The following is a 23,831-nucleotide window of genomic DNA, read 5'->3' on the forward strand; positions in this document are numbered from 1 at the left end:
GAGGTGATGATATCACCTCTAACTAAGTGACCAAATTCAGCGTACCACTACAAACGTACCTTTTTGGCGTCCTTCGTAAGAAAGGCTTTCTGTCTCTCTCAAATTAGTCAGGCAGTCTCGACTAAAGTTTGCCACCCTTAACATACGAGACTTGTTCTGAACGTATTTCTCTTCGCTGCAGTTGGCGAGCATTTTTGTCACCCATGAGACCAGTTCTGGCGACAATGATGGCTTCACCTTTAAAGGCGCGTGTTCTTGTGTCAGCCATCTCATCGCTTTAAGAGGGATCCCAGGCGCAGCCCATGGTGAGGAATAGCCATAAGAGATCTGCCCTGCATTAGCAAAACTAGTCTCTTTGCCACTCGAACCTTGGCGCTCTATCACAGTAACCGAGTGCCCCTCTTTTGCTAAATACCAAGCACTGGTCAAGCCAATGACACCACTACCAATTACGATAACATCCACAACATCCTCCTCAACTACCACTTAATCCCGTAAACATGCTTGCTAACCTTCTTGAATGTTCCATAAATGCTCAATGGTTAATGGCCTCGTCGCACCATATATAGCTTCGTTACGTCCGGTATAATTCGCCCACATTTGATTACCATAGTCGTAATGCCACCATTCGCTTGGTAAGTTAGTAAACCCTGCTCCTATCATTGCGTTGTACAATAGACGGCGGTTTTGAGTGAGCTCTGTATCCGGAAAACCCTCTAGAGCACACGACCATGAACGCAGGCTATTCTCATCAAATTGAGTCCCCATATCTAACAGACGTCCATCTCTATCACACAGAGTTACGTCCACTGACCCACCGGTTTGATGAGGGCTCGGACAATTTGCATTGGTGCTCGGCGGAGAAACCAATGTTCTAGCGATTAAGCTGAGTTCGGATAAACCCTTGCCCGCATGAACAGGTGCTCTTTTAAGTTGATTAATCAACGTCTCATACAAATACTCCTGAACGTGTATCGGTCTCCACCCATCTAACACCACCAAGCGAATGTTATCTGGCAAACTGCGAGCCACCGAAAGCAACTTCTCGAAGACGCTTTCTCGAACAAAACACTCTTGTACAGCATATTTAACGCCCATCTTGTAGTAAGCCGGATAACATACAAGTTCATCAGAAAGTGATAACGGAACCAAGCGTTCTCCGCACTCATGAATTACAATTTTTTCTAATTCATCCCAAACAGGAATATCTATTTCAGGAATTTCCAAAGCATCTACTTTTCTATCTAACATTAGTTAAGTGCCCCCGGAATAAAAAGAACAAAATCAGGTACTAATATCACTAGGAACAAAATTAATAATGCGTAGAAAATAAATGGAATTATTTCTCTAAACATCACTGCTAGATCGATTTTACTTACCGCACTCGCCACATATAGACACGCGCCCATTGGTGGTGTAATCAGCGCGATAGTAATATTCATTGTGATGACAATACCTAAGTGAACAGGATCAACTCCCGCGTAAGTAGCAATAGGTATAAATACAGGAGTCAACAGCATTAGCGCAGAAACTTCCTCCATTAGCATGCCTACAAAGAATGTAATACCACTCAATACAAACAAAATAATGATTGGGCTATCGATAAAAGGAGTAAGCAAACTCGCAAACGCTGCCGGTACTTGAGCATACCCCAACAGCCATGTAAGCACAGACGACGACGCAATAATAATAAAAATAGCAGTTGTGAGTTTTGCCGCATCTATAATGGCTTTTAGGATACTCGACCACTTCAGGGTGCGTAGGATCAAGCCCACAATCACAGTATATAGAACGATAAGAGCACCAGATTCTGTCGGTGTTACAAAGCCCAATATAATGCTTGATACGATCAGTATTGGCGCGAACACAGCGGGTAAAGCATGCACGATTGCCCTAAACACATGCTTAAAGGTCGGTTTCGTCTGAGAGGACTGCAAGTCGTGCTTTCTCGCATAACGCCAGTTTACAATAAAGAAAATTGCCCCCAGAGCCAGTCCGGGCATTATGCCAGCTAAGAATAGATCCCCAACTGAAGTATTGGTTAACGAGGCATAAATAATCATAAAAATGCTGGGAGGAATAATAGGCCCAATAAGCGAACTGCCCGCGGTTAGGCTTGCAGCAAACCCTGTCGAATAACCTTCTTTTTTCATCGCGGGAACCAATAGAGTACCCAACGCCGATGTATCTGCTACTGCTGAGCCATTTACACCAGCAAAGAACACGCTCGAGATGACGTTAACATATCCAACTCCACCTTTTAAATGACCGACTAACGCCTTAGACAGGTTCATTAATTTTGGGGTTAAACCACTCTCATTGAGTAGGTTACCCGCGAGAATAAACAAGGGAACCGCCATAAGTGAAAAACTGTCAATGCCGCTAAAGAACTGTTGCGGAATAATTCTGAAGGCCAAATCAATGTCTACAAAAAAGAAACCAGCGATAGATGAAATCAAAAGAGAAATAAAAAGTGGCACACCTAAAAATAAATTAACCAAAAATACAATTAATATTATAGTTATCATCGCAAACCTTCCTTCTCTGTTACTACACTTACGATTTTAATTGTTGAGTACATAGTGATAAAAAAGAAACCGATAGGTAATGCGTACAACGGTATAGATTTACTGATACCCAAACCAATCGTTGTAAAATTAGCAATAGAGATCGCATAATTATAACTTGCATACATCATGAATCCTGCGATAGCAGTTGTAATTAGATGACGATAGATAACCACAATAAATGACAATTTACCTTTAGGTAATTTATCAACTATACTGAGCCTCATATGCTCATTGGTCGTAATTAGTACTCCTGCCATCAACATCACGGATCCAATTAAAAGATAGCGCGCAGCTTCATCAACCCAAATGGGCGAAGAATTAAATATATATCTAGATGAAACACCACCAAGTAACACAACTACATTTACGAACAAACACAATGTAGATAAAGACAATAATATTTTCTTTATATAGCCAAGCATATTAAACCTACAACTTTGCAAGGTATTATTATTGGCGCCAAGAGACGCCAATACTCAAGGTAATTAGCTGTAACGAATTACTTTATATCTTTCATCGCTAGGTCTACCCAGCTCTTATCGATACCTTGAGTTTCTAGCCAGCTGATATAAGACTCTTTTGAAGCATCTCTAAATTGTGCGATTTCCACTTCAGTTGGTTGATAAACATTCATACCGTTTTTGGATAGATAATCAATTCTGCTTTCAACTTGAGACTGAACCGATTCTCTATTTAGATCGTTAGCCTCTTTGACAGCACTGAGTAAGATCTCGCGTTGCTCATCTGTGAGGTTCTTCATCAAATTGTCATTTGCGACTAAGAACTGGTCTGAATATTGTACATTCGCTAAAGTTAGGTACTTTTGAACTTCATTTAAGCTACCCATCATGATGTACATTGGTGGGTTCATTTGACCATCAGCAACACCCATTTTGAGAGCCATATAGACTTCAGTCCATGGTATAGGTGTACCTGACGCACCAAAAGACTCATATAACGCCACTTGGCTCTTATCCATCGCTCTGAACTTTAGACCTTTGAAATCATCTGGTGTACGAATCTCACGCTTATTGTTAGTAAAAGCGAGAAAGCCTCCCTCTTCCACTACGGCAAGAAGATGAGCGTTATTTCTCTGATAAAACTCAGTTTGTACTCTCTTCCAGTAGTCACCTTCATCGAAGAACTTACGTGCAATCTCGAAATCTGTGAACATAAATGGGATAGAGCTGACGAATATTTCGGGGAAAATAGGTGAAATACCACTAAAAGACGCAATGTTCAGGCTAGGTGAGTTAATAACCTGCTCCATGCGCTCTTGCTCTTCACCCAAAATACTATTTGGATATAACTTTAGTTCTATTTCGCCATTCGAATTATTCTCTACGATAGACTTTAGGTTAGAAGCAAATAAATGTACTGCGTTCTTATCAGCATCAGGGGCTCCGTTATAGCTCAAGTTAATAGATTGAGCTTGTGCTAGGCCAGACAACCCAAAAATGCCGACCAAAGCTAGTGCGGATAGTTTAAAAGCTTTTCCTTTACGAATCATATTCATCAAAACCAACTCCATGCTATTTAACATATTAACAACTCAAAGTTCACATTACGGAGTGTGCGTTGACTTAACAATGCTTATAGTGTTGATTTATTATCAATTAAGGTGAGTTAGACATGACAAAAGGTAGAATCGTGATTGCTATCTCAGTATCTAGTAAAATCGTATAACGATAAGTTAAAACTTCAAGCAGGAAGCTATTTGTTCCCCCCTACACGCGAGGCCTTAATTGTATCTACAGAGCAACTAACCCGCCTACCCAATATAGCTTCTATCGAATCCAGCTTCGCCTTTGGTCAGGTAAAAACAAAAACGAAGCTGCCAGTGAGATAATTAGAAACGACTTAATTTGTCTATATAGAAGACATTGGATAATCATCTCCAATCATACAGATAAGAGCGCCACCAAAAGCTTTTTCGTAACGTATTTCTCCTGTCGCATCTGAGCTTTCTATACTCGAACTGCCGTCCACAATCTTATTAATTTCTTGTGCGACTTTTGTTGGTACCAACCAGATACAAGCTGCAACAGAGCAAGTGGATGATGACGATTCGCAACCTGTCTCGGAGCTTCCTCTTATCCAAAGACTATCCTTTTCCTTAAGCAGTAATTGCGTTGCTATGTAATCTGGGTGATCGATGTACTGATCACCACCTATCCATGTATCGCCATAAGGTAGATATGGTCCTCGCCATGTTGATAAGCCCGGATTTTCAATTAAGTGATTAATGTTTAAGTAGCCGAAGTTCGTGTCGGTATCGGAAGTAATTGGAGGTAAAGAGCCATTGTCATGAGAATATTGCTCCGCTGCATCCAAGACAGTATTCAGTTGCCCGATCAAAAATGTTGCCTCATCGACACGGGAAATACGATTACCGATCTGGTTGTAGATAAAAAATGCGGCAATGAGCATGAGTAAACTAAACGATGCAAGTTTCCATTTTTTTATCTGACGCAGAAGTTTCAACATCTATTTTATCTCTCATCAAGAAGGTTCTGATAACGCTAAGGTCATCCCTATGAGAAAGATTATACCAGAGTAAAATCAAGCGTTTTGCATTGAAACTTACTTGTCCATGTCTGCGGAAAATAAGCCTAGCTCTAATGTGCCCAACTTCGATTTAGAGCCTCCCTAAAAACAAACAATCATCACACCCGACTTCACTGACTTAACCCTCAAATCAACCTTGTATTGAATTGCTCCGTAAAACAAACCAAAGCGATGGAAATCGATTCGAAGTGATCGTTTTATCGGACTGTCATCTAATTTTTGTACTTTGATATAACAAATAGCTCAAAAGTTATTGAGTGATCGTTCAATTATATCAAATTTTCAACTATAGTTGATTGGTCAAACAACTCACAACAAGGAAAAGTTATGAATCCAAATACCGAATCTCAATCAACGCCGACTCGATCTATCCCTCAAGAAGCATTTGATTGGTACGACGAATATGCACACGGCCTGATTGATCGCAGAGAGTTTATGGCTCGTCTATCTGGGCTAGCTGTACTTGGCTTAACCATGACAACGCTAACTTCTGCACTGATTCCTAATTATGCGCAGGCAGAGCAAGTCTCTTTCAATGACCCTTCCATCAAAGCAACCTACGAGAAGTTTCCTTCACCTAAAGGACACGGCGAAGGCTATGGTTACTTGGTTGTACCCAAAGAGTTAGAGGGCAATGCGCCTGTTGTATTGGTCATTCATGAAAATAGAGGCCTCAATCCATACATAAAGGATGTGGCAAGACGACTCGCAGCGGCGGGGTTTATTGCGTTTGCACCTGATGCACTCTATTCGCTTGGCGGGTATCCAGGTAATGATGATGAAGGTCGAACGATGCAGAAGTCGCTATCAAAAGAGAAAATCGAAGAAGACTTTATCGCAGCGGCAAACTTCTTGAAGTCCCATGAAAAAAGTAACGGTAAGCTAGGCGCAGTCGGTTTCTGCTTCGGTGGCTATATCGTGAATATGTTGGCCGCTGTCATGCCAGAGCAACTCGATGCAGGCGTTCCATTTTATGGTACTCCTGCCGCACCAGATTTAAGAAAAAATGTAAAAGGCCCCTTGCTCATCCAATTTGCGGGAATCGATAAACGCGTGAATGCGACTTGGCCAGATTATGAAGCCGAACTCAAAGAGAACGAAGCAGACTACACAGCTTACATCTATGACGGCGTGAACCATGGCTTCCATAACGATTCAACTGGCCGCTATGCTGAAGAAGAAGCAGAGTTAGCTTGGAAACGTACACTTGAGTTCTTTAACCAAAAGCTTTCTTAATAGTTAGCTTTACTGAACCCGTTTTCTTTAGATTCCGAGTGACTGCCCTATTCCCTACAAAACCCAAAAGGCCTCGCACTCGCGAGGCCTTTGTTGGTCGGTAATCAGTTCCTCCCTTTTCCCATTACCAACAATAGGTTTGAGATGTAAACCAAGGGGGTTAGAAGGGGATTGTCGGTCGAGTCTCACGTACAGAAGCCTCGTTGATTCACTGACTTAACCGCTCATCAATGTAACTTCGCTTCAAACAAACCTATTGACCCGATCGCGCAAATAGATAATATAGATAGCTAGACGTCTACATGTCTTTTATTTATTAAATGGAGTTATCATGAACAGCTACAAAAAAATCACAGCATCCCTGTTGGCATTAGCTTTCGTATTCGGTGTAACAGGATGTGGAAAAAAAGACGAGGCTGTCATCAAGATTGGGGCGACAGTTGGCCCACATGCACAAGTTGTACAAGCTGTTGCCAAAGAAGCAGCAAAGCAAGGGATAAACATTGAACTCGTCGAGTTCTCAGACTATATCACCCCTAACGCAGCATTAGATGATGGAAGTATCCAACTGAACAGTTACCAGCATCAGCCATTCCTCGATAACTTTAATGCCAATCACGATAGCCAGTTAGTTTCTATCGGACGTTCAATTTTGATGCGTATGGGCGTTTACTCGAACAAGTACACTTCGCTTGATTCTATTCCCGAAAACGCTCGAATCGCGATTCCAAACGATCCAACGAATGGCGGGCGTGGACTATTACTGCTTGAAGATGCAGGGCTGATCTCATTAAAAGACAACGCTGGTTTCAACGCGTCTTTAAACGATATTGTTAGCAACCCGAAGAACATTCGATTTGTTGAAGTGGATGCCGCGCAGCTACCCCGCTCTCTTGACGATGTAGATGCTGCTGCAATCACCATGAACTATGTAATGTCGGCTGGACTCGACCCTAAGAAACAAGGCATTTACTTAGAGAAAAAAGACGCACCTTTAGCAGTGATGGTTGTTGCGGCGCGAGAAGAAGACAAAAATAATGAAACGTATAAAAAGATTATCTCAATTTACCACTCACAAGAGATCAATGACTTTTTAGACAGCACTTTCAAAGGCACCATCGAAGCCGCAAATTAAGCTAAATCGTTTCAGATTTGGCGTTGCATGATACTCATAAAGCAACGCCAGATTTGAGTTGGCGGGTTGTCGTTGACGCATTCCAGCTTCTTTTCAAATTAGAGAGCAAAGCTTTAGTTACTTGAATGGAGGTTGAAAACCATATCGTCAGAGCAGATTATGTAAGCATAAAATTCAATTAAATCTGGGGGCTTTGCATGAAAAAAGAAGTGATACTTTTTGATATAAACGAAACGGTTTTAAATTTGGAGTCATTACAGCCTAAATTTAAAGCGGTGTTTGGAAAGGAGGATGCATTATCACTTTGGTTTTCAAAGCTTTTACACTCTTCAACGGTTTGCATCGCAACAAACGTAAAATCTACTTTTTCTGAATTAGCGAATGCAGCGCTCAACGCTATTGCACAACGGTACAAGTGTGATTTAACGGCGGAAAGTAAAGGTGCCTTGTTAACTTCTTTTGCCAATCTACCACCGCACACAGATATCAAAGCGTCTTTGCTCAAATTGCGCGAGAACGGGTTTAAAACCGTCGCTTTTTCCAACTCATCCCTCGATCTCATCACTTCTCAAATCAAGAACTCAGGCTTAGAAGATTATTTCGACACCGTCATTTCCGTTGAAGAAACAGGCAGTTTCAAACCCAATTCAGATGTGTATAACTTTGCAGCCGAAACTTTAAAAGAGCCTGTCGAAAACCTTCGTCTTGTCGCTACTCATGATTGGGACACTCATGGTGCGCTATCCGCTGGCTTACAAGCAGCCTATATAGACCGAACAGGAGTTGAGTATCATTCCTTGTATTTGAAACCGGAGATTAGCTCAAGGACGATGAATGGTGTGGTGGAACAAATAATTAAGCACAATTTAGACAAGTAAAATCTCAAGAGACTTTTCTACTCCTGATTCGATACAACCACCCTGTAGTGGTCAACAAATTCCGGACACTGACTTAACCGCTTTGATCAACCTTGTGTTGAACTGCTCTGGTTATAGAGACGCTGTCGGTTACCTAAAAACTGCAGTTACCTAGCAACAAATATAAGCTAGCAACAAATATAAGCTAGAAACTACTGTAAGAATGAGGAACGCGTTTGTCTTCATCCCAGCCTAATAGCTCAATATTGATCAATGACTTGCGCTGCTCATTACACAGTGAAGCGATATTGATGATAGGCAGTTGGCTACGAAACTGCGCTGTAAGGATGACCTTTTTACTTTCGTTAAGGCTGCTTCTGCATTGCGACAAAATCGCTTCAGTATCTAGTTGGTGTGCGTTCTCGATAATTTGGATATCAGCATTCTCTTGATAGCAATCTATCAACCAAGATACAGCAGGCTCTTCTATGCTGGTGAGCACGATGACATCTTTTGTTGTGACCAATTCTTTGAGTTCAGATAGTTTGAGTTCAGTTTCCATAAATACCCTCATTCAGCTGAAAATACATTAAAGTCGGTTGCCCAGTTTAGCCTGTGCCAAATGGTAACCTCTGTCTATCATCTCTTGTGAGCGATCGAACTCTAAGGTGCCACAAGCATTACGTGGGATCTCAAGCGTAATATCGGCGGGATAAGCGGCCAGCTTCTGGCGAGCAATGGTCGATTGCATCGCATCAAACGCTTGGTTGGCAATATCGTAAAAAGCAAAATTGAAGCTCATTTTACTTTTTACACTGTTACCGAGATTATCGATAAAGTGAACAACCTTCTCATGCAGGTTACTCTCTTTTGTTGGTAGGGAAACCGGTATCACTTCCTGTTGAAGCATTTCGGGTTCACCACCTAAGTTCACAGCCAGAGTAAAGTCTGTCTTATCACTAAAGGTAGGCGCAATCGGTACGGGATTGAGCACTCCGCCATCAATCAGCACTTCACCATTAATGACATGTGGAGTGAAGAACAGTGGCAAAGAGATGGAGGCGCGAATGGCATCAAACAGAGAACCGGATTGCAGCCAAACCTCTTTTTCTTCGGCGACGTTGGCAGCAACTGCGGTATAAGGGATGGGCAGATCTTCAATTGAAATCTCGCCGATCAGCCCACGCAGTGTGTCGATGATCTTGTCCCCTTTGAACATACCACTCGACTGCCATGAAAAGTCCAACAACATCGCCATATCACCTTGATCGATACTGGTGACCCACTCTTCAAATTCATCCAACTTGCCCGCAGCGTAGACACCACCGATAAGTGCGCCAATTGAACAGCCAGAAATGGATTTTATCTGATAGCCATGCTCAATTAACCAGCGGATGACTCCAACGTGAACCAAGCCTCTTGCGCCACCACTGCCAAGTACCAATGAGATCGTTTTTGCCATCATATTAATCCTTTAGTTTTAAATTCTAGGTGGGCTAACTCGCCGATTTACCAATTCGCCGATCTCAACTCACTGAATCACTCTCAGTCCATACGGGTAATGAAGGTTTGCTCGTCATCGACAAAAGCCACGTAGTCGCCGTGATAGATAAAAACCCGACCACGCCCTTCAACGATACACGCAAGCTGTGGGTTCAAATCTTCTTCAATATCTCTACTTTGAAAAGTGCCGGTATCGGTGATCACACCGCGGAGTTTAGGCAAAAATCCATAACTGCGTTTGGCTTGGTCAATCAGGCTCAACTCGCTGGCGGTAGAAAAGCAAGCTGGGATTGGGCCTGCATCTTCGATAAACATAGTTTTCAGTTCTTCAAAGGCTGTAATTACCAGCCAGTCGATGCCATTTACGTGATGGATAAACATTGTTTATAAATACCTAGTTTCTCGATAACTCTAATGCGGAGATTCTATCACTATCAAGTGCAGAACGTGGGAGAAATTAAGGGACTACAAATAACCAGACACATACTATCTACAGGGTCTAATACTAGTCGTCCGACTCTACGACTAATGTCTAACCGACTGAGTCTATTTGTTTTTTTTGGTTTGGTATAAGGTACTAACAACTAAATGTTAATGAGTTTTTAATTATAAGTTGACGCATTGTTTGCACTTCATACCGTGAGTCAACAACGTTTGTTGGAATAACACGCCTTAGAGTGTGAACGAAAGGAATCAACATGAGCACTACTTTAGAGTCCGTACATATACAAACAGATAAGCCTCAAGCCAATGAGGATGAACTCACCTATGAACAACAACATAAACCAAGCTCAGAGTTTGAATCCCGAGAACAGTATCTAGAACACGAATTGCAAATCATGTCGCCTAAGCGCTGGCGTCCAAATTTGCCGTTTAAAAATTATCGATTTGAGATAGAAGACACCATCCCAGCGATGGCGGCGACCATTGGTAAAGTGGTTATGGTGGGCGCGATTGCAGCCACCTTTGCTGGGGCTCTCGGATTAAATGAAGACTTCATTCTAGAAAACGTTCGTTATGAACTGCTCATCGCCTCTGTTTTCATTATTATTTTCTCTGGCTTTTTATTGCCGACTGCAAACCTCGCAGGGACCCACGGCCCACTTATCCCTTTGATTCCGATTGTGGTTGCAGCAGGTGGACACCCGATGGCGTTTGGCCTGTTGATTGGCGCTTTTGGCCTCATCTTAGCCATCAGTAAAGGTGGCAGCATGTTGGCCAACCTCACCAGTAAAGGCGTGTGTGGCGGCTTATTGCTCTACCTCGGCTTTGTTGGAACCGCCTCTCAAGTGAAAAAGCTTTTCGCTTGGGCTGAAGGAATCGGTATGAGCCACATCGCGTTTGTGGTGATCTTTTGCACCATTATCTTGTACGCGCTACTGGAACACTTCCGCAAACGTTGGTTAGCAGTACCTCTTAGCTGCTTGTTGGGTGGTACGATTGCATTTGCCATGGGCGCCCCATTCGCTTTCCACACTGAGCCAGGCTTACCTAACATGAACCCTATGTATTGGTGGGGAGAAGATACAGGCTGGATGCTTGGCCTACCGACGATTGAACATTTCATGGTGGTATTGCCGTTTGCGATTCTAGCCGTGGCGATGTGGTCACCGGATTTCTTAGGGCATCAAGTATTCCAAAAGATCAGCTACCCAGAACGTACCGAAAAAGTACACATGAACATCGACGACACCATGACCACGGCTTCAATTCGTCAAACGTTCGGTTCTCTGCTCGGTGGTACTAACTTTACGTCTTCATGGGGTACTTATATCGTACCGGCGGCGATTGCTAAACGCCCTATTCCTGCAGGCGCTTTGCTCACGGCTCTGTTCTGTATTATCGCTGCTGTTTGGGGCTACCCGATGGATTTAGCTATCTGGCAACCTGTACTGTGTGTGGCGCTGATTGTTGGGGTATTTGTTCCATTGCTAGAAGCTGGAATGGAAATGACGCGTGAAGGAAAAACCACACAGTCGGCAGCGATTGTTGTGTTCTCTTCAGCGCTCGTTAACCCTGCATTTGGCTGGGCTCTCACCATGCTGTTAGATAACTTAGGCTTAGTCGGTTGTAAAGAACGTAGTAGTGAACTGAGTAAAATGAGCCGCTGGGTATTGCCTGGCATTATGTTTATTGTGCTAAGTGGTGTAATGGCGCTGGTTGGCCTTCTACCGGGCATACCAGCGATTATCCCGAGTTTTCGTTAAGCTCGATTAATATTTAGTTTTAGTAAGAACGCAAAAAGGCCTCGCAATCGCGAGGCCTTGTTTTATCTATCAAACCAGTGAGATAAATGAGTGTCGCTATTGTTTCTGTAGCTTATCGAATCCATTAATTCGCTGATGAAGCTGCGTTCCCATAGTCAACGAAACCAACAGACTAATCAAAGCAATCACTGCTCCAGAAACAAACACCCATTGATAACCAGACATCCAGATGATTCCCAACAGAAATGGTAGGAACACCGCTGCAATATGGTTGATGGTGAATGACAAACTCGCCGTTGAAGCCACTTCATCTTCCCGAATTGTCTTTTTAAAGTAGGTGTTCAAAGCGATCGCAAAACTAAAAATGATACTGTCGACAACATACAACCCCGCTGCCGCATAATGATCATCCACAAATGCGTAAGATAGGAACACCAACACTAACGCGGCATACTCAATGATCAAAGCTAGCCTCTCTCCGACTCGGTCGATAAATCTCCCAACATAAGGTAGAGCAAGAGTTGCTGCTAAGCTGGATACCATAAATAAAGCGGCCATCATCGCAATCGTATAGTGGAACTTGGTCACCATCAGTAAGCCAGCAAATGCCACAAAGATCTGTCTTCTTGCTCCACTCAAAAAGGTAAGAATGTAATAGGTCGTGTATTCACGTCGGACAATGAGTTTAGTGTGTTGTTTAACCTCTGTATGAGTATTTTTAAACGTGACCAAGTACACCGCTAGCCAGAAACATATTGCTCCACAAGTAAAGAAAATAGCCTTATCTGAAACGTCAAAAAGATAGCTCGCGACCATAATGCATAGAAAAGTCACCATCGAGAAGAAAGAGGCAGCAGATCGAATTTTCCCCATTGATTCACTGAAGTTCTTAGTCGCTAACAACTGTGTTGAGAGTGATTTGTTCACCGCTTCTAAATAATGGAAACCAATAGACATGATCGTCGTGCTGAAATAGAAGCCATAAATCGAAGGCAAATACCCCGTCACGGCAACGCCTAGCCCTAATATTGCAACCGACAGTACAGCGACTCTTTGTTCTGAAGCGATGAACAACAGAAACAAAACGGTAAATGAGAGCAAGCCTGGGATTTCCCTGACACTCTGCAATACACCCACATCAGCCCCGGTCATACCAACAGTGTCGACAGCGAAGTTATTCATCACGACTCGCCATCCAGTATTCGCTATCACTGACGCGATAGCGATGATAACCAACATCGCGAATGAGCTCCGCGATGTTAAAAGCCTAAGCCAGAGAGTCATTTAAACCGCCGATTCTAAAAGAAAATCATGAATATGATCGCGCATGAATAAAGCCATCGAAGAGAGGTCTTCCCATGTTTCTTTATTCGTGTGGGTAATGCACTCAACAAAAACTTTGCTTAAGTGTGGCTCAGCATGTAACCAACGACTGACATATTTCCCGGTGTAACACACATGCTGCATTTCATCTTCTAAGATTTTTTGAATCGTTGGACGCATTTGTTTCATGTAATCATCGTCAGACTCATCGATGATCGCCAAATGCAGTAACAGTAAACGCCATGAACGTATTTCAATAGAGTGAACCCTAAACAGGAATGTCTTAAGCTCATCGTCAAAGTTCATGACTTTATCTAACTCATATTGAACTTCATGTTCATGCGTTTCTGTCTCGTACCCAGTAAAAGGGATAAGGCTGGCAAACAACGTAGAATGATTCATCTCATCGTTATAATGACGCAACATAAGCGGCCTTAATTCATCATCTGCATACCGCTCTGCGATCATTCGTAACCTTGCCGCACCTTTAGCCTCATCGATTGCATTGTGTAAAAGGTAGTAAGCCATCATCTTTTTATTTTGAAAAATAGTTCGAGCCAAACCATTCATCATCTCAGAAGTGAAAGACAAATCAGATACTAAATATTTCTCAATGCAATCCTTGTATTCTTTTGAAAGACTCACACCTTGGGTGTCAAATAAACTATAGAGACTGTTTTGTATATTATTCATAAACCATTCCTTTCCTCAGCACACATCTTCAATAAGACACTCTCTCGAGTGCCTTATTAAGAGGGAGCAAGCTAATTAGCGAGACTCTTTTTTGTGGTGTTCTGACGGGGCTGGATTCGGTTCAAAAGCAGCATTTGAGCGTACCAGTCTTGGAGGTTGGCTAGAGATATCTTGCTTCTTAAGTTTTAACGATAAAGCCGCTATTAGTTTTCCGTTCATATTCAGATCCTCAAAAATAATGGTATGTTCTGAGCTTGGTAACGATATGCAACTAAGACAAAGAACACAGAGACAATACAACTCGTTAACAAATTGTTACACGATCATTTTTAGAATGTTATTTTTTGGGATTGATAAGTATTCAGGGAGCTTTTACTTCTTTGATAAATTCATTGGAGATTATTATTTGTCGCTGACGATGATGTACAAATCAGGTCTGTGCCAGTTGGATTGAATAATAAGTAAAACAAAGTCACAGACTTGTCGCAGTTAATGAAATTCCGTGGAACGGTTCAATTAAACCCAAACCTCCCCCCTCTAGCTCCCCCTCAAATGGAGTTCACCGATCTCATTAGATATACGTCCGAGGGGGAGAACATTCTTTGGCGCTGCACATGTAGCGATCTGTATTCAGTTCCTCCCCTTTCCCGCTACCAACAAGAAATTGGAGATGTAAACCAAGGGGAGGTTAGGAGGGGATTATAGGTCAAGTCTCATATGCATCTGATTCACAAGCAATAACGCAACTTGTTACAATACCCATAATTAAAAGATGGTCTTATTTCGCTATACTCCGCGCCTAATTCCAGAAACAGACCTAATACCAATGAATATCTTTAAAGCCTTAGCTCTTTCTATAACGCTATTTTTAGTTGGCTGTGCATCTGGTTCAGCAATATTAGTCGGTGAAGCCAGAGACCCAATTACACCTCAAGAGGTTACGCTATATCTTGAAGCGCCTGAGAGCTATGAAAAAATAGCTTTAGTTGACGCATCTAGTGATGCAGGGATGACGAAACAAGGCTCCATCGACTATGCAATCGAAGAGTTAAAAAATCAGGCGGCCAAACTAGGAGCTAATGGGGTCTTACTTCAAGCGACAGGAAGCAACAGCTCTGTAGTATTGGGAGGCGTCGGCACAGACTACCAGTACTTAATCCCTGTTTCAGAACAGACGGTTAATGGAATAGCTATCTACACAGAGTAGTTAATATTGTCCAAGTCAGTTGCCTCGTCAGCACAAACAAAAAGGCCTCGCGCACGCGAGGCTTTGTTTTATCTAAGTTTCAACGAACGATCACCGAAGTAATTGGCGATAGTAAAACCACATCAACTAGAGAGCCATTCATCCAATACTTTGATGAATTTAGGATTAATTAGATAACCGATGGAAGCATGCGGATTGCTTTTTCCGTTTCGAATATTAAGGTTATAGACTGGGTTGATATCTTTCATTCCGCCGGGTATCAGACCAAGTTTGAGCATATCTTTAAAGTCATTTCTAATTTTGCTGTCATGAGAGATAAAATCATCTTCTGCCGATATGTTTATCCATTGCTGAATGTTTAAAGGGTACTTCTTCTCATCTTTCAAGCGGCTCCCTTTTAGCCTATCTTTTACGTTTTCATCGCCTAACGGGGACCCGAGCGTCAGCAATAAGTTGACCTTCTTATCCGCACCATAGTCGTGTCTATACTCTCCGTAATGAGACAACTTCCACAGCACGTCATAACTGATCATCGACCCGAGACTGTGCGATACAATCATCACGTCATCCTGATTATCAAGCGCTTCCTTCAGCTCAACCATTAGCCTATGCCTGACATCGCTGCCAAAATAGGTATCTTCATACCAATAATGCGCCATGTCCGGCGCGACCTTCATTATGAGTGTCTCAGCCACACCCAGTTTTCCAAATAGCGATGAAAAAGTATCTGCTAACGCCTCTTTTAGAAAACCAATTTTAGATACCTTGTTATACGTTGTTTTATTGAACTGGCTTGTCTTGTACTTTTTGAGTTCAGACAACGCTTGCTGCCGACTTGCAGGGTCTTCCGTTAGTTTCTCTAACAATGTGTTTGATAGTTCACCGTAATAAACAAACCGTTTATCGACATCTTTAAAAGCTTGTAATGAACTTGAGTCTCCACAATCTCGCTGCAAGCCATGCTCTATAGCTTCGTACCAGAGTGCTTGAAGGGGAGCTTTATCGGGCTTTTGAGCGCGACCATGAATTAATATTATTTTCTTAGCCATAGCAGGACGTCCTAAACACATAGTTAAAGTGATTATCACTAGAAAGTACCTCCTAAATTCGGTCAGCCCTTACTAATAACAGGGGTGATAATTACGTATCTAGGGGTGGGTGATAGGTCATTTATATAACTATGAGGCCATCGTTTAAGGACCATAAACGAATGAACGATGCGATCATCACTCGCAAATTGAAATGAATGTAGCGAGCAAAAGCTCCAACTCACAAAAAGGCCTCGCACACGCGAGGCCTCAGTTATACTAGCGGGAAATACAGCTCCAACATGTCAACAAACTAGCTAGTTTCGCCTAACCGACCAGTTAATTAAATTGGAAATAAAGAACTAATAAAACAAAAAGATTAAGGGAATTAAGTCATTCTGAACTAGGTTTGGGCAGTGCCGGAGCGAACCTTAATTCGAGTCCAGTAATTTACTTTTCCCAATACCTAGAACTAGATATAAATAGCCCAACTTACTGACCTAATACATCGTCTACTATTCTTCTTTTTTATACCCATCAAGTAGCAACTTCATAATAGGTTCACTGTAGACATAGGCTAGGTGGGCGTTTTTATAGTTTACAATTGAAAACTTTTTAAAGAATGGAACGTAATATGTTTTATCAGCCGAAGGAGCAATAACATTTACATAGTCACCTTTTAGGTTACCCATTCTTTCGCTGTCTAATGGGTATGAAAGAAGGTCATTTGGGTCAGAGAATGCCACGAATCGTACTTTATCATTGCTCTTATCTATTGAATTACTCAGGTAAGGCGAAATCGTTTCATAAGTTTGCGGGATTGCTTCAGGTTTATTTGTCACGTCAGATGTCGCAAGATCGATAAGAGGGACTTGGTTTGCCATCATGTAAACCATTTGAATTTTACCTTTTAAAAGGTCTTGTTCGCCACTTTGATTTAGACGTTCTAGTGAATCAATAAAAATGGAAGACCCTAAACTAAAAGTTACAATGATTACCTTATCTGCAGGGTTTGTTTCTTGGATCCGTTTATACTGATCAATAATCCTCTTCAACACTAAGTCTTTGTAGCTTCCAGTGTACATAAGTGCGTCCGCAAACCCATCATTAACTAATCCATATTTCGCTTGCTTGGTAATATCGAGCCTTTTCTCGTCGAAACTGCTCTGCTGGTCGATAGCATTCAACTGTAATTTTTGAAAGCTCGTTACGTCACTCCAATGCATTGACATTAAGTGAACCGTTTTATCATCGACATTGAAAGTATCAGAACAATGTAGATCAGGGTATTGGAAATCACCCGCTGACAAACCAAACTTTGCTCTTACGCTATTAATGACAGTGCATGGATCAATTGGTTTTTCATCATCAAGCTTCGCGTATCCACTCATACCATGGATAAAGAGTACATTGGTGTTCCCCTCTTTATTAATGATATCAACGATTCCATCAAAACTTCTGTCGTTACCACTTTGGTCTTCAATCACTGTATATGTGTTCTTACTACTGCAGGCACTAATAATAAGAACGAAAACAAGCATGACTAATTTAGTTTTCATATATCCTCCAAATGAACTTTAGTAATATTTACCACAGAGCAAATATCAATCGTCATCCAAGCTTTCTATGTAAGCTTTATTAATCTCGTCTACCATTGCCCCTTTTTGTTTTTTCAATGACTTAGCAAGTTGCCCAAGCAGTTTTGAGTTCGTCGATTCCACCATGGTAAATGTGTAGGTCAAAACATGTACACTCGGAGCATCAGTTGGAGCGCTCGGTGCTTGAAGCATGATTGGTTTAGATTGCTCAATAAATGTTAAAGGTTTGCCGTCGTCTTTTGACTTAAACTCCGCGACTACAATTGGGGTAGTCTGAGAAGTTTTTACTATTCCACCTTTGGAATAAATCGTTTTCCACTTTAGGCTTAAAGAAGCTGTAGCTTTTTTCCAACCTTTTGGTAGTGGTATTGTGTCACCATCACTTGATGTTGCTTGAATTCTTATTAGTGGAAGAGAGTTAGCATTATTGAATACAAGCTGGACTCCATGGGAAGTAGTACCATTATGAGTGACTGTTACTTTTTGTTCGCAATTGACATCTGCTAAACCACTGTTACTGACTCCTATAAAGGTACTATTTTTAAACATAACATGTTGTTTTGCTGCATTTTCGAGTCTAGTTTGAATTTCATCGATCAGTAGTGTGGCTGCTGCATCAACAACGAAAGCAGTCAATGCGCCTGTTAATTTCTCACCATCCCCAGTGGCAAGTGGCACTATTACACACTCATTATTAAGAATTTCATTAGACAGAGAGAGTTCTTTATCTTTACTCTCAGAAAGAATTGTTGGCGAAGTACAGCCCGTCATTACAACGAGTACGGTAGCGCAAGCTATAATCTTTAACATATAGAACCCCTCTTGCATATCAACTGTACGAATAATAGTCAAGGACAGTAATTCTTCCTCGAAGTAATAATAAAATGAGATATTAGTTCCAATAAAAAGACCTCACAATACGAAAGGCCTTAGTTTTTCAATCAGCAACTACAGCGCCCAACTTCACTAACTTAACCGCTTTCATCAAGGTTACGTTGAACTGCTCAGGTTGCTCTAGCATTGGGAAGTGGCCTGAGTCTTCAATGTAGTAAATGCTGTAGTCCTTGATGTGCTTCTTGTTCGCTTCTGAATCCGTTGGCCATAGACGAGCGTTCACCAAGATTACTGGCACATTCACGTTCTCGTACACGCGGTGTGCTTCACCTGTTACGTATTGGCCTAGATAATGGCGGAACTGGTTTATCGCGATAGCTGGCGGTGCTGATGCCATGTCTTGCGTTACCCAGTAAAGTAAATCCCCGTCTACATCTTTTGGCAGCGAGTCTTTCACGAACGCAGTAATGCCCGCTTGGAAGTCTGCTTCAAAAGGTTTGGTCATTACATCTAGGTCGCTTTGTGAAACCGCTAGTGCGACGTTTTGCGATGTATCGACACCAATAATGCCCTTCACTCTTTTCGGCATCAGTTTAGCGGCTTCGGCAATCACACCACCCGCCATTGAATGCCCAACTAAAATGGCGGATTCGAGTTGTTCTTTCTCGATGATAGCTTTGATGTCTTCAGCGAACGCAACCATGGTGTACTCTTCGCGGTTGAACGATGAGTTACCGTGCCCTGCTAAGTCCATAGTGATCACTTGGTACTGCTTTGAAAACTCACTCACTTGGTTTTGCCAAAGCCTGCTGTCTAAGCTCCAACCGTGAATGAAGATCAGTGTTGTATCCACTCCCACTTTTGCCATACGCAATTTGCTCACCATCAGGAGATATCGCAATACCGTACTTAACCGTTGAATCATGAGCCATGGCATTCATGCTACCAAGTGCCATGAATACCAAGAGTGTGATGTTTAGAATTAAACGTTTCATAGTGTCTCTACTTACTTTGGAGGGAACACAGAAAGCGCCCCTCTCAATCAATATAGTCACTATAAAGTGTGAAGCTTTAGACGGGGAAAGAGTTAACGTGTAAAAATACGAAAGGAAGCCGGTAAACCTTAGTTGAAATTTAAGTCATCGCTCACCGACTAAGGGTTTAAGAATTCGACACGAGGAAAAACGCAAGTGTCGAACATCTAAAGTCAATTTACTCTTCTTCGTCGCTACTCTCTAACTCTATAAACCCGCGATTTCTCCACCTTGCACGCACATACTCTTCGAACGATCTATCATTTGAAAGTTTTAGATTATCAGCATGATCAGTAATTATAATTTGAGGCATAACTGAATGATCTACTTCCATCTTCTCGCAAAACGTTACGATTTCATCAAAAAACTTTACAACGCTTCCAATGTCATCATCAAAAGTTCTATTACTTTCTGGATTTTTTACACTCATACTTTCTGGATTAAAGGTATCTTGAGTATCAGAAGTAACATTAGGAAAATAAACTTGTGTAGGCTGATCCAAAAATAAAATTGGTGAAATTAAACTACTATCACTATATTTACAAAAAAGCCCTTGAAGACTTAAAAATAAAGCCAAATGTGTATACAGCCAGTTTGCGCCGCTTCCCATAGATCGAAGATAGATTTTCTTATTGCTTTGATCTATTGGTTCATACCATATGTCAAATGTAGTTGGACAAAACTTAAGATTAATAGGTTGATAATCTTTTTCAAAATCTAGTTTGTTTCCGATAAAATTCATCGTTTCATTAATGAAATCTTCTACATCTTTCATTTTTGATTCTATTTTATAAGCATCGAGCTTTTTCTTCTTCTCCTTTATTTTCTTCCTTAATTTGGAAATATCTTCCACCAACTCTTTGTCGGGAGTAATATCAATTAATATTTCAAGTTGGGCTTCTATTTTTAACTTAATTTTAGTTGTTTGTTCTATTAAAGAGTTTCTATTTTTTAGTTCACTGTTGAGAGCTTCAATGTCTGAAATTTGCTTATCTAAATCTTTTAACTTACCCTTCTTCTCTCGAATAACTTTAATAATCTTTTCTCTTTTCGAGAGGAAAGATTTTCTAACGTATGGAGTTTTTACCAACTCTGAATTTAACCAATCGATCGCATCACCCAATGCATTTGACTCATCTTCTAAAACATCAGATTCAGATAAACATATTGGACATTTTGTTACGTGTTCATTAACCTCTATTGGTATACCATTACTCGAGATAGTATTATTGTAATCACCTGTAGCAAGAATTGAAGAACACAGGTCTCTATATTCTTTTTCATCTTTTCTAAGAAGACATAATAGTTCATTTCTATATTTTTCTTTTTCAGATATTATTTTGCTATTGCTGGAAGAGCTAGAATCCAATGTGATTTCTATATCTGATAATTTTTCAATCCATTTTTGAGGATTCTTATAAACCTTATCGACTGTAGCCTGTTCAATTGGGCTACCAGTTAAAGCCTCATACTGTTCAAACAAGTTCCTAATCTTATCTTTATATTGTAATCGTAAGGCATCTTTTCTGGGTGCTACTTTTTCTAGTTGCTTCAATGAGTTTTTCAGACTATCTAGTTCTCGAGATATCAGAAAGTATTCTTGGTCAACCAAACCAAGAAAAATTTTGAAGTGATCAATTGCTTGTTCTCTTTTTTCTTTTTCATCAAATCTATAGAAAACGGCGTGCTTATTAGCAACTAAATTTTGATGCTGTAACCAATAAGACATATAACTTCTTACTGAAGGAGATGGTTTCTTTTTTCCTCTATAGAATGACGAGTTTTCATCCAAATCGGTATCTGTAATATCCAAACCAAAGTAGGAGTTTAACTCAGATTTAAACTCCTTCAATAATATAAAGTTTTTTTTACTAAAATCTTTTATGCTAAATTCATTCTCTTTAAAATAACCTTTTTCAAACTCTTTTATAAAAGCATATGTACTATTATTTTCTCTAGCCAACAAAAGATCAACACTTCCCATATTCATCAAGACAAAGTAGATTTGAGTGTTTTTAGTTATTATTCCTTCAGGTATATTGAACTCTGAACAACCAAAACAGTAATCGAATATTTCTAATAGCGCACTTTTTCCCGTAGATGAACGACCTGTAATTACGTTAAGGCCTTTTTCTAATTTTACTTTATGACTTAACCCTAACTTATCAATTACACCTATAGTATCAATTTTGGCCATCATATTTTATTAATTCCAAGTTTTCTAAATATTTCAACAATATCATGAGAGTTAAATAAAGCAGCCATTTTTTTTGCTGAATTTATTTTATCCACATTACAAAATGAATAATCTATATTTCTAGCAATAAATTCAACTGATATATCATCATCGATATTTAATGATTTTTCCATTGAAGACAGTAATATACACTTATTAGTTACCTCTTTAAAACTCTGAACTCTTTCATTAATCCCATATAGGATTGATGTGTCAGAAAAAATAGTATAAATACTAGATCTAATATTTGACCTTAATATCTTAGCTCTGCTTTCTTCATGTAAAATAAGAGGCAGAACCAAGTATGACAATAATAAATCCCTATTTCTCTTGTCTGTTCCTTGATAAAAGGATTCAATTATAGGCGCGAGAATATAAGTATTATTGTGAATGCTATCTATATGGACAATTGCATTTGCCATTACTTTAGTCTCCACTTTTTATTGGCTTCAAGATCATCCATTTGTATATGCATAACACCATTTCTAAATGAAGTCTGTGTAGACTCGTAACCAGGGAAACTCGGTGGTAAAGTTAATGTGAAGTCATCATAGAAATCTTGAGATTCGAATTCTATTTCTTCACTGCACCTCCTAGATTTCTTTCTGTATAATGTATCAAAGCTATTGACCACATCATTCAGATAAGTGTCAAATCTACTTTTTGGCTCACCACTAGAAAATGAGCCATCAATTATTTTTAGAGAGCTTGCATAATCTTTACATGCAGAATTAATAACATCTGGATAAGGGATTTCATTTATTTTTTTTATAAACAAATATTCTTCATAGCTATCGGAGCTAATATTACTATTGTTAGTTGGAAATACCCTACTACCGGATGAGAATGTTTGAACGAGAAAACTCAATTCCTTACAAAAATCTTCATAAGTGATACACCATTTATCCCCTCTTGATTTTGGACTTATAATAAATCCAATGATAGAGTTGATATATATGATCTTATTTTTCTTTAAGATACCTTTACAATATAAATCACATAATTCTTTATATCTATCATTAATTAATGGAGAAGAAGATGCTATTTTGAATTTGGACAAGATTGACTTAAGTTTATGTACATCAGGGCTTTTTCTAACTCTCTCTATTTGTGAGTTTTTACTAGGTTTCTTGCCTTTCTCGCCATTATCCTTATATTTTATTATTCTTTCTTCATAGTCGTCTTTATCTTTGTTTATTATATCTTCTACTATACCGAATTTTTCATCATCTGTTTTCTTATTCCAATCGATAAACTTCGACTGTGGCCCTACTTGTTGAGTAGTAAGCAGAATGAGTTTCTCGTAGTCACTTTCGTCAAAGTCAGGTTCTAACCAATTACCTAAAGTTTTCCAAAAACATTCATCTTTATCAGTTAAGTTATCTTGGACATTTTTAACTTCAATATTTCTATCTTGATTAATTGAAATATCACCGAAAGACTCAATATGAAGTCTTTGCCCTTCTTTTAGTTTATGGCACCAGTCAACTGCTTCATAAAACTGGTAGATGAACCCCTCAGCTGCGGCGGTTGCACTGTGTTTCACTTATTCACCTATCGAATTTAACTTACTGATTAGATTATACTTTAATGCAATCAACTCGAAAAGAAGACTAACTCAAACAATTGCAACTAATCACATATTTGCTATTTTCTTAAGTTTACGCTTAATACAGTCTTGGTATTTATTCTCTTTAACTACTTAAATACATAAAGTACTCTGCTTTATAACTGCGAGTTAAATATTAAATTCCTCACACAAAAAAGGCCTCGCAATGCGAGGCCTTTGTTTTTCTATCTAT

General features: G+C 40.2%; 22 protein-coding genes and 3 pseudogenes. 6 read left to right on the plus strand and 19 right to left on the minus strand.

The features are described 5' to 3' along the window. Positions 1–54 precede the first annotated feature (54 nt). From A6D97_RS00005 to dctP, 5 genes and pseudogenes are all read right to left on the minus strand, one after another. A pseudogene (locus A6D97_RS00005) lies at positions 55–465 on the minus strand (FAD-dependent oxidoreductase); the annotation flags it as partial. A 42-nt stretch (positions 466–507) separates the two neighbouring features. After that, a complete protein-coding gene (locus A6D97_RS00010; RefSeq protein WP_017059081.1) occupies positions 508–1,251 on the minus strand; it encodes a M15 family metallopeptidase in 744 nt (247 codons plus the stop codon). Then, positions 1,251–2,528, minus strand: a complete 1,278-nt coding sequence (locus A6D97_RS00015; protein WP_017059080.1) for a TRAP transporter large permease — start codon at positions 2,526–2,528, stop codon at positions 1,251–1,253. The genes A6D97_RS00010 and A6D97_RS00015 overlap by 1 nt, the downstream gene beginning before the upstream one ends. After that, positions 2,525–2,992: a TRAP transporter small permease gene (locus A6D97_RS00020; protein ID WP_083190195.1), complete on the minus strand. Its 468-nt coding sequence runs from the start codon at positions 2,990–2,992 to the stop codon at positions 2,525–2,527. The genes A6D97_RS00015 and A6D97_RS00020 overlap by 4 nt, the downstream gene beginning before the upstream one ends. A gap of 77 nt (positions 2,993–3,069) precedes the next feature. Next, positions 3,070–4,086 (minus strand): TRAP transporter substrate-binding protein DctP, encoded by a 1,017-nt coding sequence (gene dctP, locus A6D97_RS00025; protein ID WP_017059078.1) that lies wholly within the window; start codon positions 4,084–4,086, stop codon positions 3,070–3,072. Positions 4,087–4,326: 240 nt separating this feature from the next. Between dctP and A6D97_RS21290 the strand changes: the two are divergent. Continuing rightward, positions 4,327–4,419, plus strand: a pseudogene (locus A6D97_RS21290) (Lrp/AsnC family transcriptional regulator); the annotation flags it as partial. Between the two features lie 20 nt (positions 4,420–4,439). Here the strand turns inward: A6D97_RS21290 and A6D97_RS00030 are convergent. Further along, positions 4,440–5,057 carry a hypothetical protein gene (locus A6D97_RS00030; RefSeq protein ID WP_083190196.1) on the minus strand — a complete coding sequence of 206 codons (618 nt, stop codon included), beginning with the start codon at positions 5,055–5,057 and terminating at the stop codon, positions 4,440–4,442. Between the two features lie 408 nt (positions 5,058–5,465). Between A6D97_RS00030 and A6D97_RS00035 the strand changes: the two genes are divergently transcribed. From A6D97_RS00035 to A6D97_RS00045, 3 genes are all read left to right on the plus strand, one after another. Then, the gene (locus A6D97_RS00035) at positions 5,466–6,374 is read left to right on the plus strand and encodes a dienelactone hydrolase family protein (protein WP_017059076.1); all 909 of its coding nucleotides are present in this window, start codon (positions 5,466–5,468) and stop codon (positions 6,372–6,374) included. A gap of 331 nt (positions 6,375–6,705) precedes the next feature. After that, on the plus strand, positions 6,706–7,509 hold the full coding sequence (locus A6D97_RS00040) for a MetQ/NlpA family ABC transporter substrate-binding protein (RefSeq protein ID WP_017059075.1): 804 nt from the start codon (positions 6,706–6,708) through the stop codon (positions 7,507–7,509). Positions 7,510–7,706: 197 nt separating this feature from the next. Beyond that, complete coding sequence (locus A6D97_RS00045) at positions 7,707–8,387, plus strand: haloacid dehalogenase type II (RefSeq protein WP_017065459.1); 681 nt, start codon at positions 7,707–7,709, stop codon at positions 8,385–8,387. Between the two features lie 184 nt (positions 8,388–8,571). On the opposite strand, the gene A6D97_RS00050 is transcribed toward A6D97_RS00045, so the two are convergent. From A6D97_RS00050 to A6D97_RS00060, 3 genes are all read right to left on the minus strand, one after another. Next, on the minus strand, positions 8,572–8,940 hold the full coding sequence (locus tag A6D97_RS00050) for a hypothetical protein (RefSeq protein ID WP_065583528.1): 369 nt from the start codon (positions 8,938–8,940) through the stop codon (positions 8,572–8,574). Between the two features lie 15 nt (positions 8,941–8,955). Further along, entirely contained in the window at positions 8,956–9,828 is an 873-nt protein-coding gene (locus tag A6D97_RS00055; RefSeq protein WP_065583529.1) for a patatin-like phospholipase family protein, read from the minus strand. Between the two features lie 83 nt (positions 9,829–9,911). After that, the gene (locus tag A6D97_RS00060; protein ID WP_017059071.1) at positions 9,912–10,250 is read right to left on the minus strand and encodes a hypothetical protein; all 339 of its coding nucleotides are present in this window, start codon (positions 10,248–10,250) and stop codon (positions 9,912–9,914) included. A 317-nt stretch (positions 10,251–10,567) separates the two neighbouring features. On the opposite strand from A6D97_RS00060, the gene A6D97_RS00065 reads away from it, so the two are divergent. Then, the gene (locus A6D97_RS00065; RefSeq protein WP_065583530.1) at positions 10,568–12,076 is read left to right on the plus strand and encodes a DUF3360 domain-containing protein; all 1,509 of its coding nucleotides are present in this window, start codon (positions 10,568–10,570) and stop codon (positions 12,074–12,076) included. A gap of 96 nt (positions 12,077–12,172) precedes the next feature. On the opposite strand, the gene A6D97_RS00070 is transcribed toward A6D97_RS00065, so the two are convergent. The 3 genes from A6D97_RS00070 to A6D97_RS21915 form a co-directional block, all read right to left on the minus strand. Further along, on the minus strand, positions 12,173–13,315 hold the full coding sequence (locus A6D97_RS00070; protein ID WP_065583540.1) for an MFS transporter: 1,143 nt from the start codon (positions 13,313–13,315) through the stop codon (positions 12,173–12,175). Between the two features lie 45 nt (positions 13,316–13,360). Further along, positions 13,361–14,092 (minus strand): GTPase, encoded by a 732-nt coding sequence (locus A6D97_RS00075; RefSeq protein ID WP_065583531.1) that lies wholly within the window; start codon positions 14,090–14,092, stop codon positions 13,361–13,363. Positions 14,093–14,167: 75 nt separating this feature from the next. Then, positions 14,168–14,311: a hypothetical protein gene (locus A6D97_RS21915; protein WP_157938615.1), complete on the minus strand. Its 144-nt coding sequence runs from the start codon at positions 14,309–14,311 to the stop codon at positions 14,168–14,170. A gap of 607 nt (positions 14,312–14,918) precedes the next feature. Between A6D97_RS21915 and A6D97_RS00080 the strand changes: the two genes are divergently transcribed. Further along, positions 14,919–15,299 carry a hypothetical protein gene (locus A6D97_RS00080; protein WP_065583532.1) on the plus strand — a complete coding sequence of 127 codons (381 nt, stop codon included), beginning with the start codon at positions 14,919–14,921 and terminating at the stop codon, positions 15,297–15,299. A gap of 122 nt (positions 15,300–15,421) precedes the next feature. On the opposite strand, the gene A6D97_RS00085 is transcribed toward A6D97_RS00080, so the two are convergent. From A6D97_RS00085 to A6D97_RS00115, 7 genes and pseudogenes are all read right to left on the minus strand, one after another. After that, positions 15,422–16,348 carry a hypothetical protein gene (locus A6D97_RS00085; RefSeq protein WP_065583533.1) on the minus strand — a complete coding sequence of 309 codons (927 nt, stop codon included), beginning with the start codon at positions 16,346–16,348 and terminating at the stop codon, positions 15,422–15,424. Between the two features lie 494 nt (positions 16,349–16,842). After that, positions 16,843–17,886: a hypothetical protein gene (locus A6D97_RS00090; RefSeq protein WP_017091242.1), complete on the minus strand. Its 1,044-nt coding sequence runs from the start codon at positions 17,884–17,886 to the stop codon at positions 16,843–16,845. Positions 17,887–17,931: 45 nt separating this feature from the next. After that, the gene (locus A6D97_RS00095; RefSeq protein WP_065583534.1) at positions 17,932–18,735 is read right to left on the minus strand and encodes a hypothetical protein; all 804 of its coding nucleotides are present in this window, start codon (positions 18,733–18,735) and stop codon (positions 17,932–17,934) included. Positions 18,736–18,862: 127 nt separating this feature from the next. After that, positions 18,863–19,754, minus strand: a pseudogene (locus tag A6D97_RS00100) (alpha/beta hydrolase). A 217-nt stretch (positions 19,755–19,971) separates the two neighbouring features. Next, positions 19,972–21,993: a DUF3732 domain-containing protein gene (locus A6D97_RS00105; RefSeq protein WP_065583535.1), complete on the minus strand. Its 2,022-nt coding sequence runs from the start codon at positions 21,991–21,993 to the stop codon at positions 19,972–19,974. Next, entirely contained in the window at positions 21,990–22,451 is a 462-nt protein-coding gene (locus A6D97_RS00110) for a three component ABC system middle component (protein ID WP_065583536.1), read from the minus strand. Before A6D97_RS00110 ends, A6D97_RS00105 begins: the two co-directional genes overlap by 4 nt. Further along, positions 22,451–23,575 (minus strand): hypothetical protein, encoded by a 1,125-nt coding sequence (locus A6D97_RS00115; RefSeq protein WP_065583537.1) that lies wholly within the window; start codon positions 23,573–23,575, stop codon positions 22,451–22,453. Before A6D97_RS00115 ends, A6D97_RS00110 begins: the two co-directional genes overlap by 1 nt. Positions 23,576–23,831 lie beyond the last annotated feature (256 nt).

The sequence above is a fragment of the Vibrio sp. ZF57 genome (genome assembly GCF_001691235.1).
GTDB classification, from domain to species: Bacteria; Pseudomonadota; Gammaproteobacteria; order Enterobacterales; family Vibrionaceae; genus Vibrio; species Vibrio crassostreae_C.

What these genes read in the sequence shown, in the direction of transcription:
- A6D97_RS00075 (WP_065583531.1), bottom strand. Translation starts at nt 14,092, where the DNA reads ATGAATAATATACAAAACAGTCTCTATAGTTTATTTGACACCCAAGGT.
- A6D97_RS00040 (WP_017059075.1), top strand. Translation starts at nt 6,706, where the DNA reads ATGAACAGCTACAAAAAAATCACAGCATCCCTGTTGGCATTAGCTTTC.
- A6D97_RS00020 (WP_083190195.1), bottom strand. Translation starts at nt 2,992, where the DNA reads ATGCTTGGCTATATAAAGAAAATATTATTGTCTTTATCTACATTGTGT.
- A6D97_RS00060 (WP_017059071.1), bottom strand. Translation starts at nt 10,250, where the DNA reads ATGTTTATCCATCACGTAAATGGCATCGACTGGCTGGTAATTACAGCC.
- A6D97_RS00015 (WP_017059080.1), bottom strand. Translation starts at nt 2,528, where the DNA reads ATGATAACTATAATATTAATTGTATTTTTGGTTAATTTATTTTTAGGT.
- A6D97_RS00090 (WP_017091242.1), bottom strand. Translation starts at nt 17,886, where the DNA reads ATGAAAACTAAATTAGTCATGCTTGTTTTCGTTCTTATTATTAGTGCC.
- A6D97_RS00080 (WP_065583532.1), top strand. Translation starts at nt 14,919, where the DNA reads ATGAATATCTTTAAAGCCTTAGCTCTTTCTATAACGCTATTTTTAGTT.
- A6D97_RS00045 (WP_017065459.1), top strand. Translation starts at nt 7,707, where the DNA reads ATGAAAAAAGAAGTGATACTTTTTGATATAAACGAAACGGTTTTAAAT.
- A6D97_RS00010 (WP_017059081.1), bottom strand. Translation starts at nt 1,251, where the DNA reads ATGTTAGATAGAAAAGTAGATGCTTTGGAAATTCCTGAAATAGATATT.
- A6D97_RS00030 (WP_083190196.1), bottom strand. Translation starts at nt 5,057, where the DNA reads ATGTTGAAACTTCTGCGTCAGATAAAAAAATGGAAACTTGCATCGTTT.
- A6D97_RS00105 (WP_065583535.1), bottom strand. Translation starts at nt 21,993, where the DNA reads ATGATGGCCAAAATTGATACTATAGGTGTAATTGATAAGTTAGGGTTA.
- A6D97_RS00035 (WP_017059076.1), top strand. Translation starts at nt 5,466, where the DNA reads ATGAATCCAAATACCGAATCTCAATCAACGCCGACTCGATCTATCCCT.
- A6D97_RS00070 (WP_065583540.1), bottom strand. Translation starts at nt 13,315, where the DNA reads ATGTTGGTTATCATCGCTATCGCGTCAGTGATAGCGAATACTGGATGG.
- A6D97_RS00085 (WP_065583533.1), bottom strand. Translation starts at nt 16,348, where the DNA reads ATGGCTAAGAAAATAATATTAATTCATGGTCGCGCTCAAAAGCCCGAT.
- A6D97_RS00050 (WP_065583528.1), bottom strand. Translation starts at nt 8,940, where the DNA reads ATGAGGGTATTTATGGAAACTGAACTCAAACTATCTGAACTCAAAGAA.
- A6D97_RS21915 (WP_157938615.1), bottom strand. Translation starts at nt 14,311, where the DNA reads ATGAACGGAAAACTAATAGCGGCTTTATCGTTAAAACTTAAGAAGCAA.
- A6D97_RS00110 (WP_065583536.1), bottom strand. Translation starts at nt 22,451, where the DNA reads ATGGCAAATGCAATTGTCCATATAGATAGCATTCACAATAATACTTAT.
- dctP (WP_017059078.1), bottom strand. Translation starts at nt 4,086, where the DNA reads ATGAATATGATTCGTAAAGGAAAAGCTTTTAAACTATCCGCACTAGCT.
- A6D97_RS00065 (WP_065583530.1), top strand. Translation starts at nt 10,568, where the DNA reads ATGAGCACTACTTTAGAGTCCGTACATATACAAACAGATAAGCCTCAA.
- A6D97_RS00055 (WP_065583529.1), bottom strand. Translation starts at nt 9,828, where the DNA reads ATGGCAAAAACGATCTCATTGGTACTTGGCAGTGGTGGCGCAAGAGGC.
- A6D97_RS00095 (WP_065583534.1), bottom strand. Translation starts at nt 18,735, where the DNA reads ATGTTAAAGATTATAGCTTGCGCTACCGTACTCGTTGTAATGACGGGC.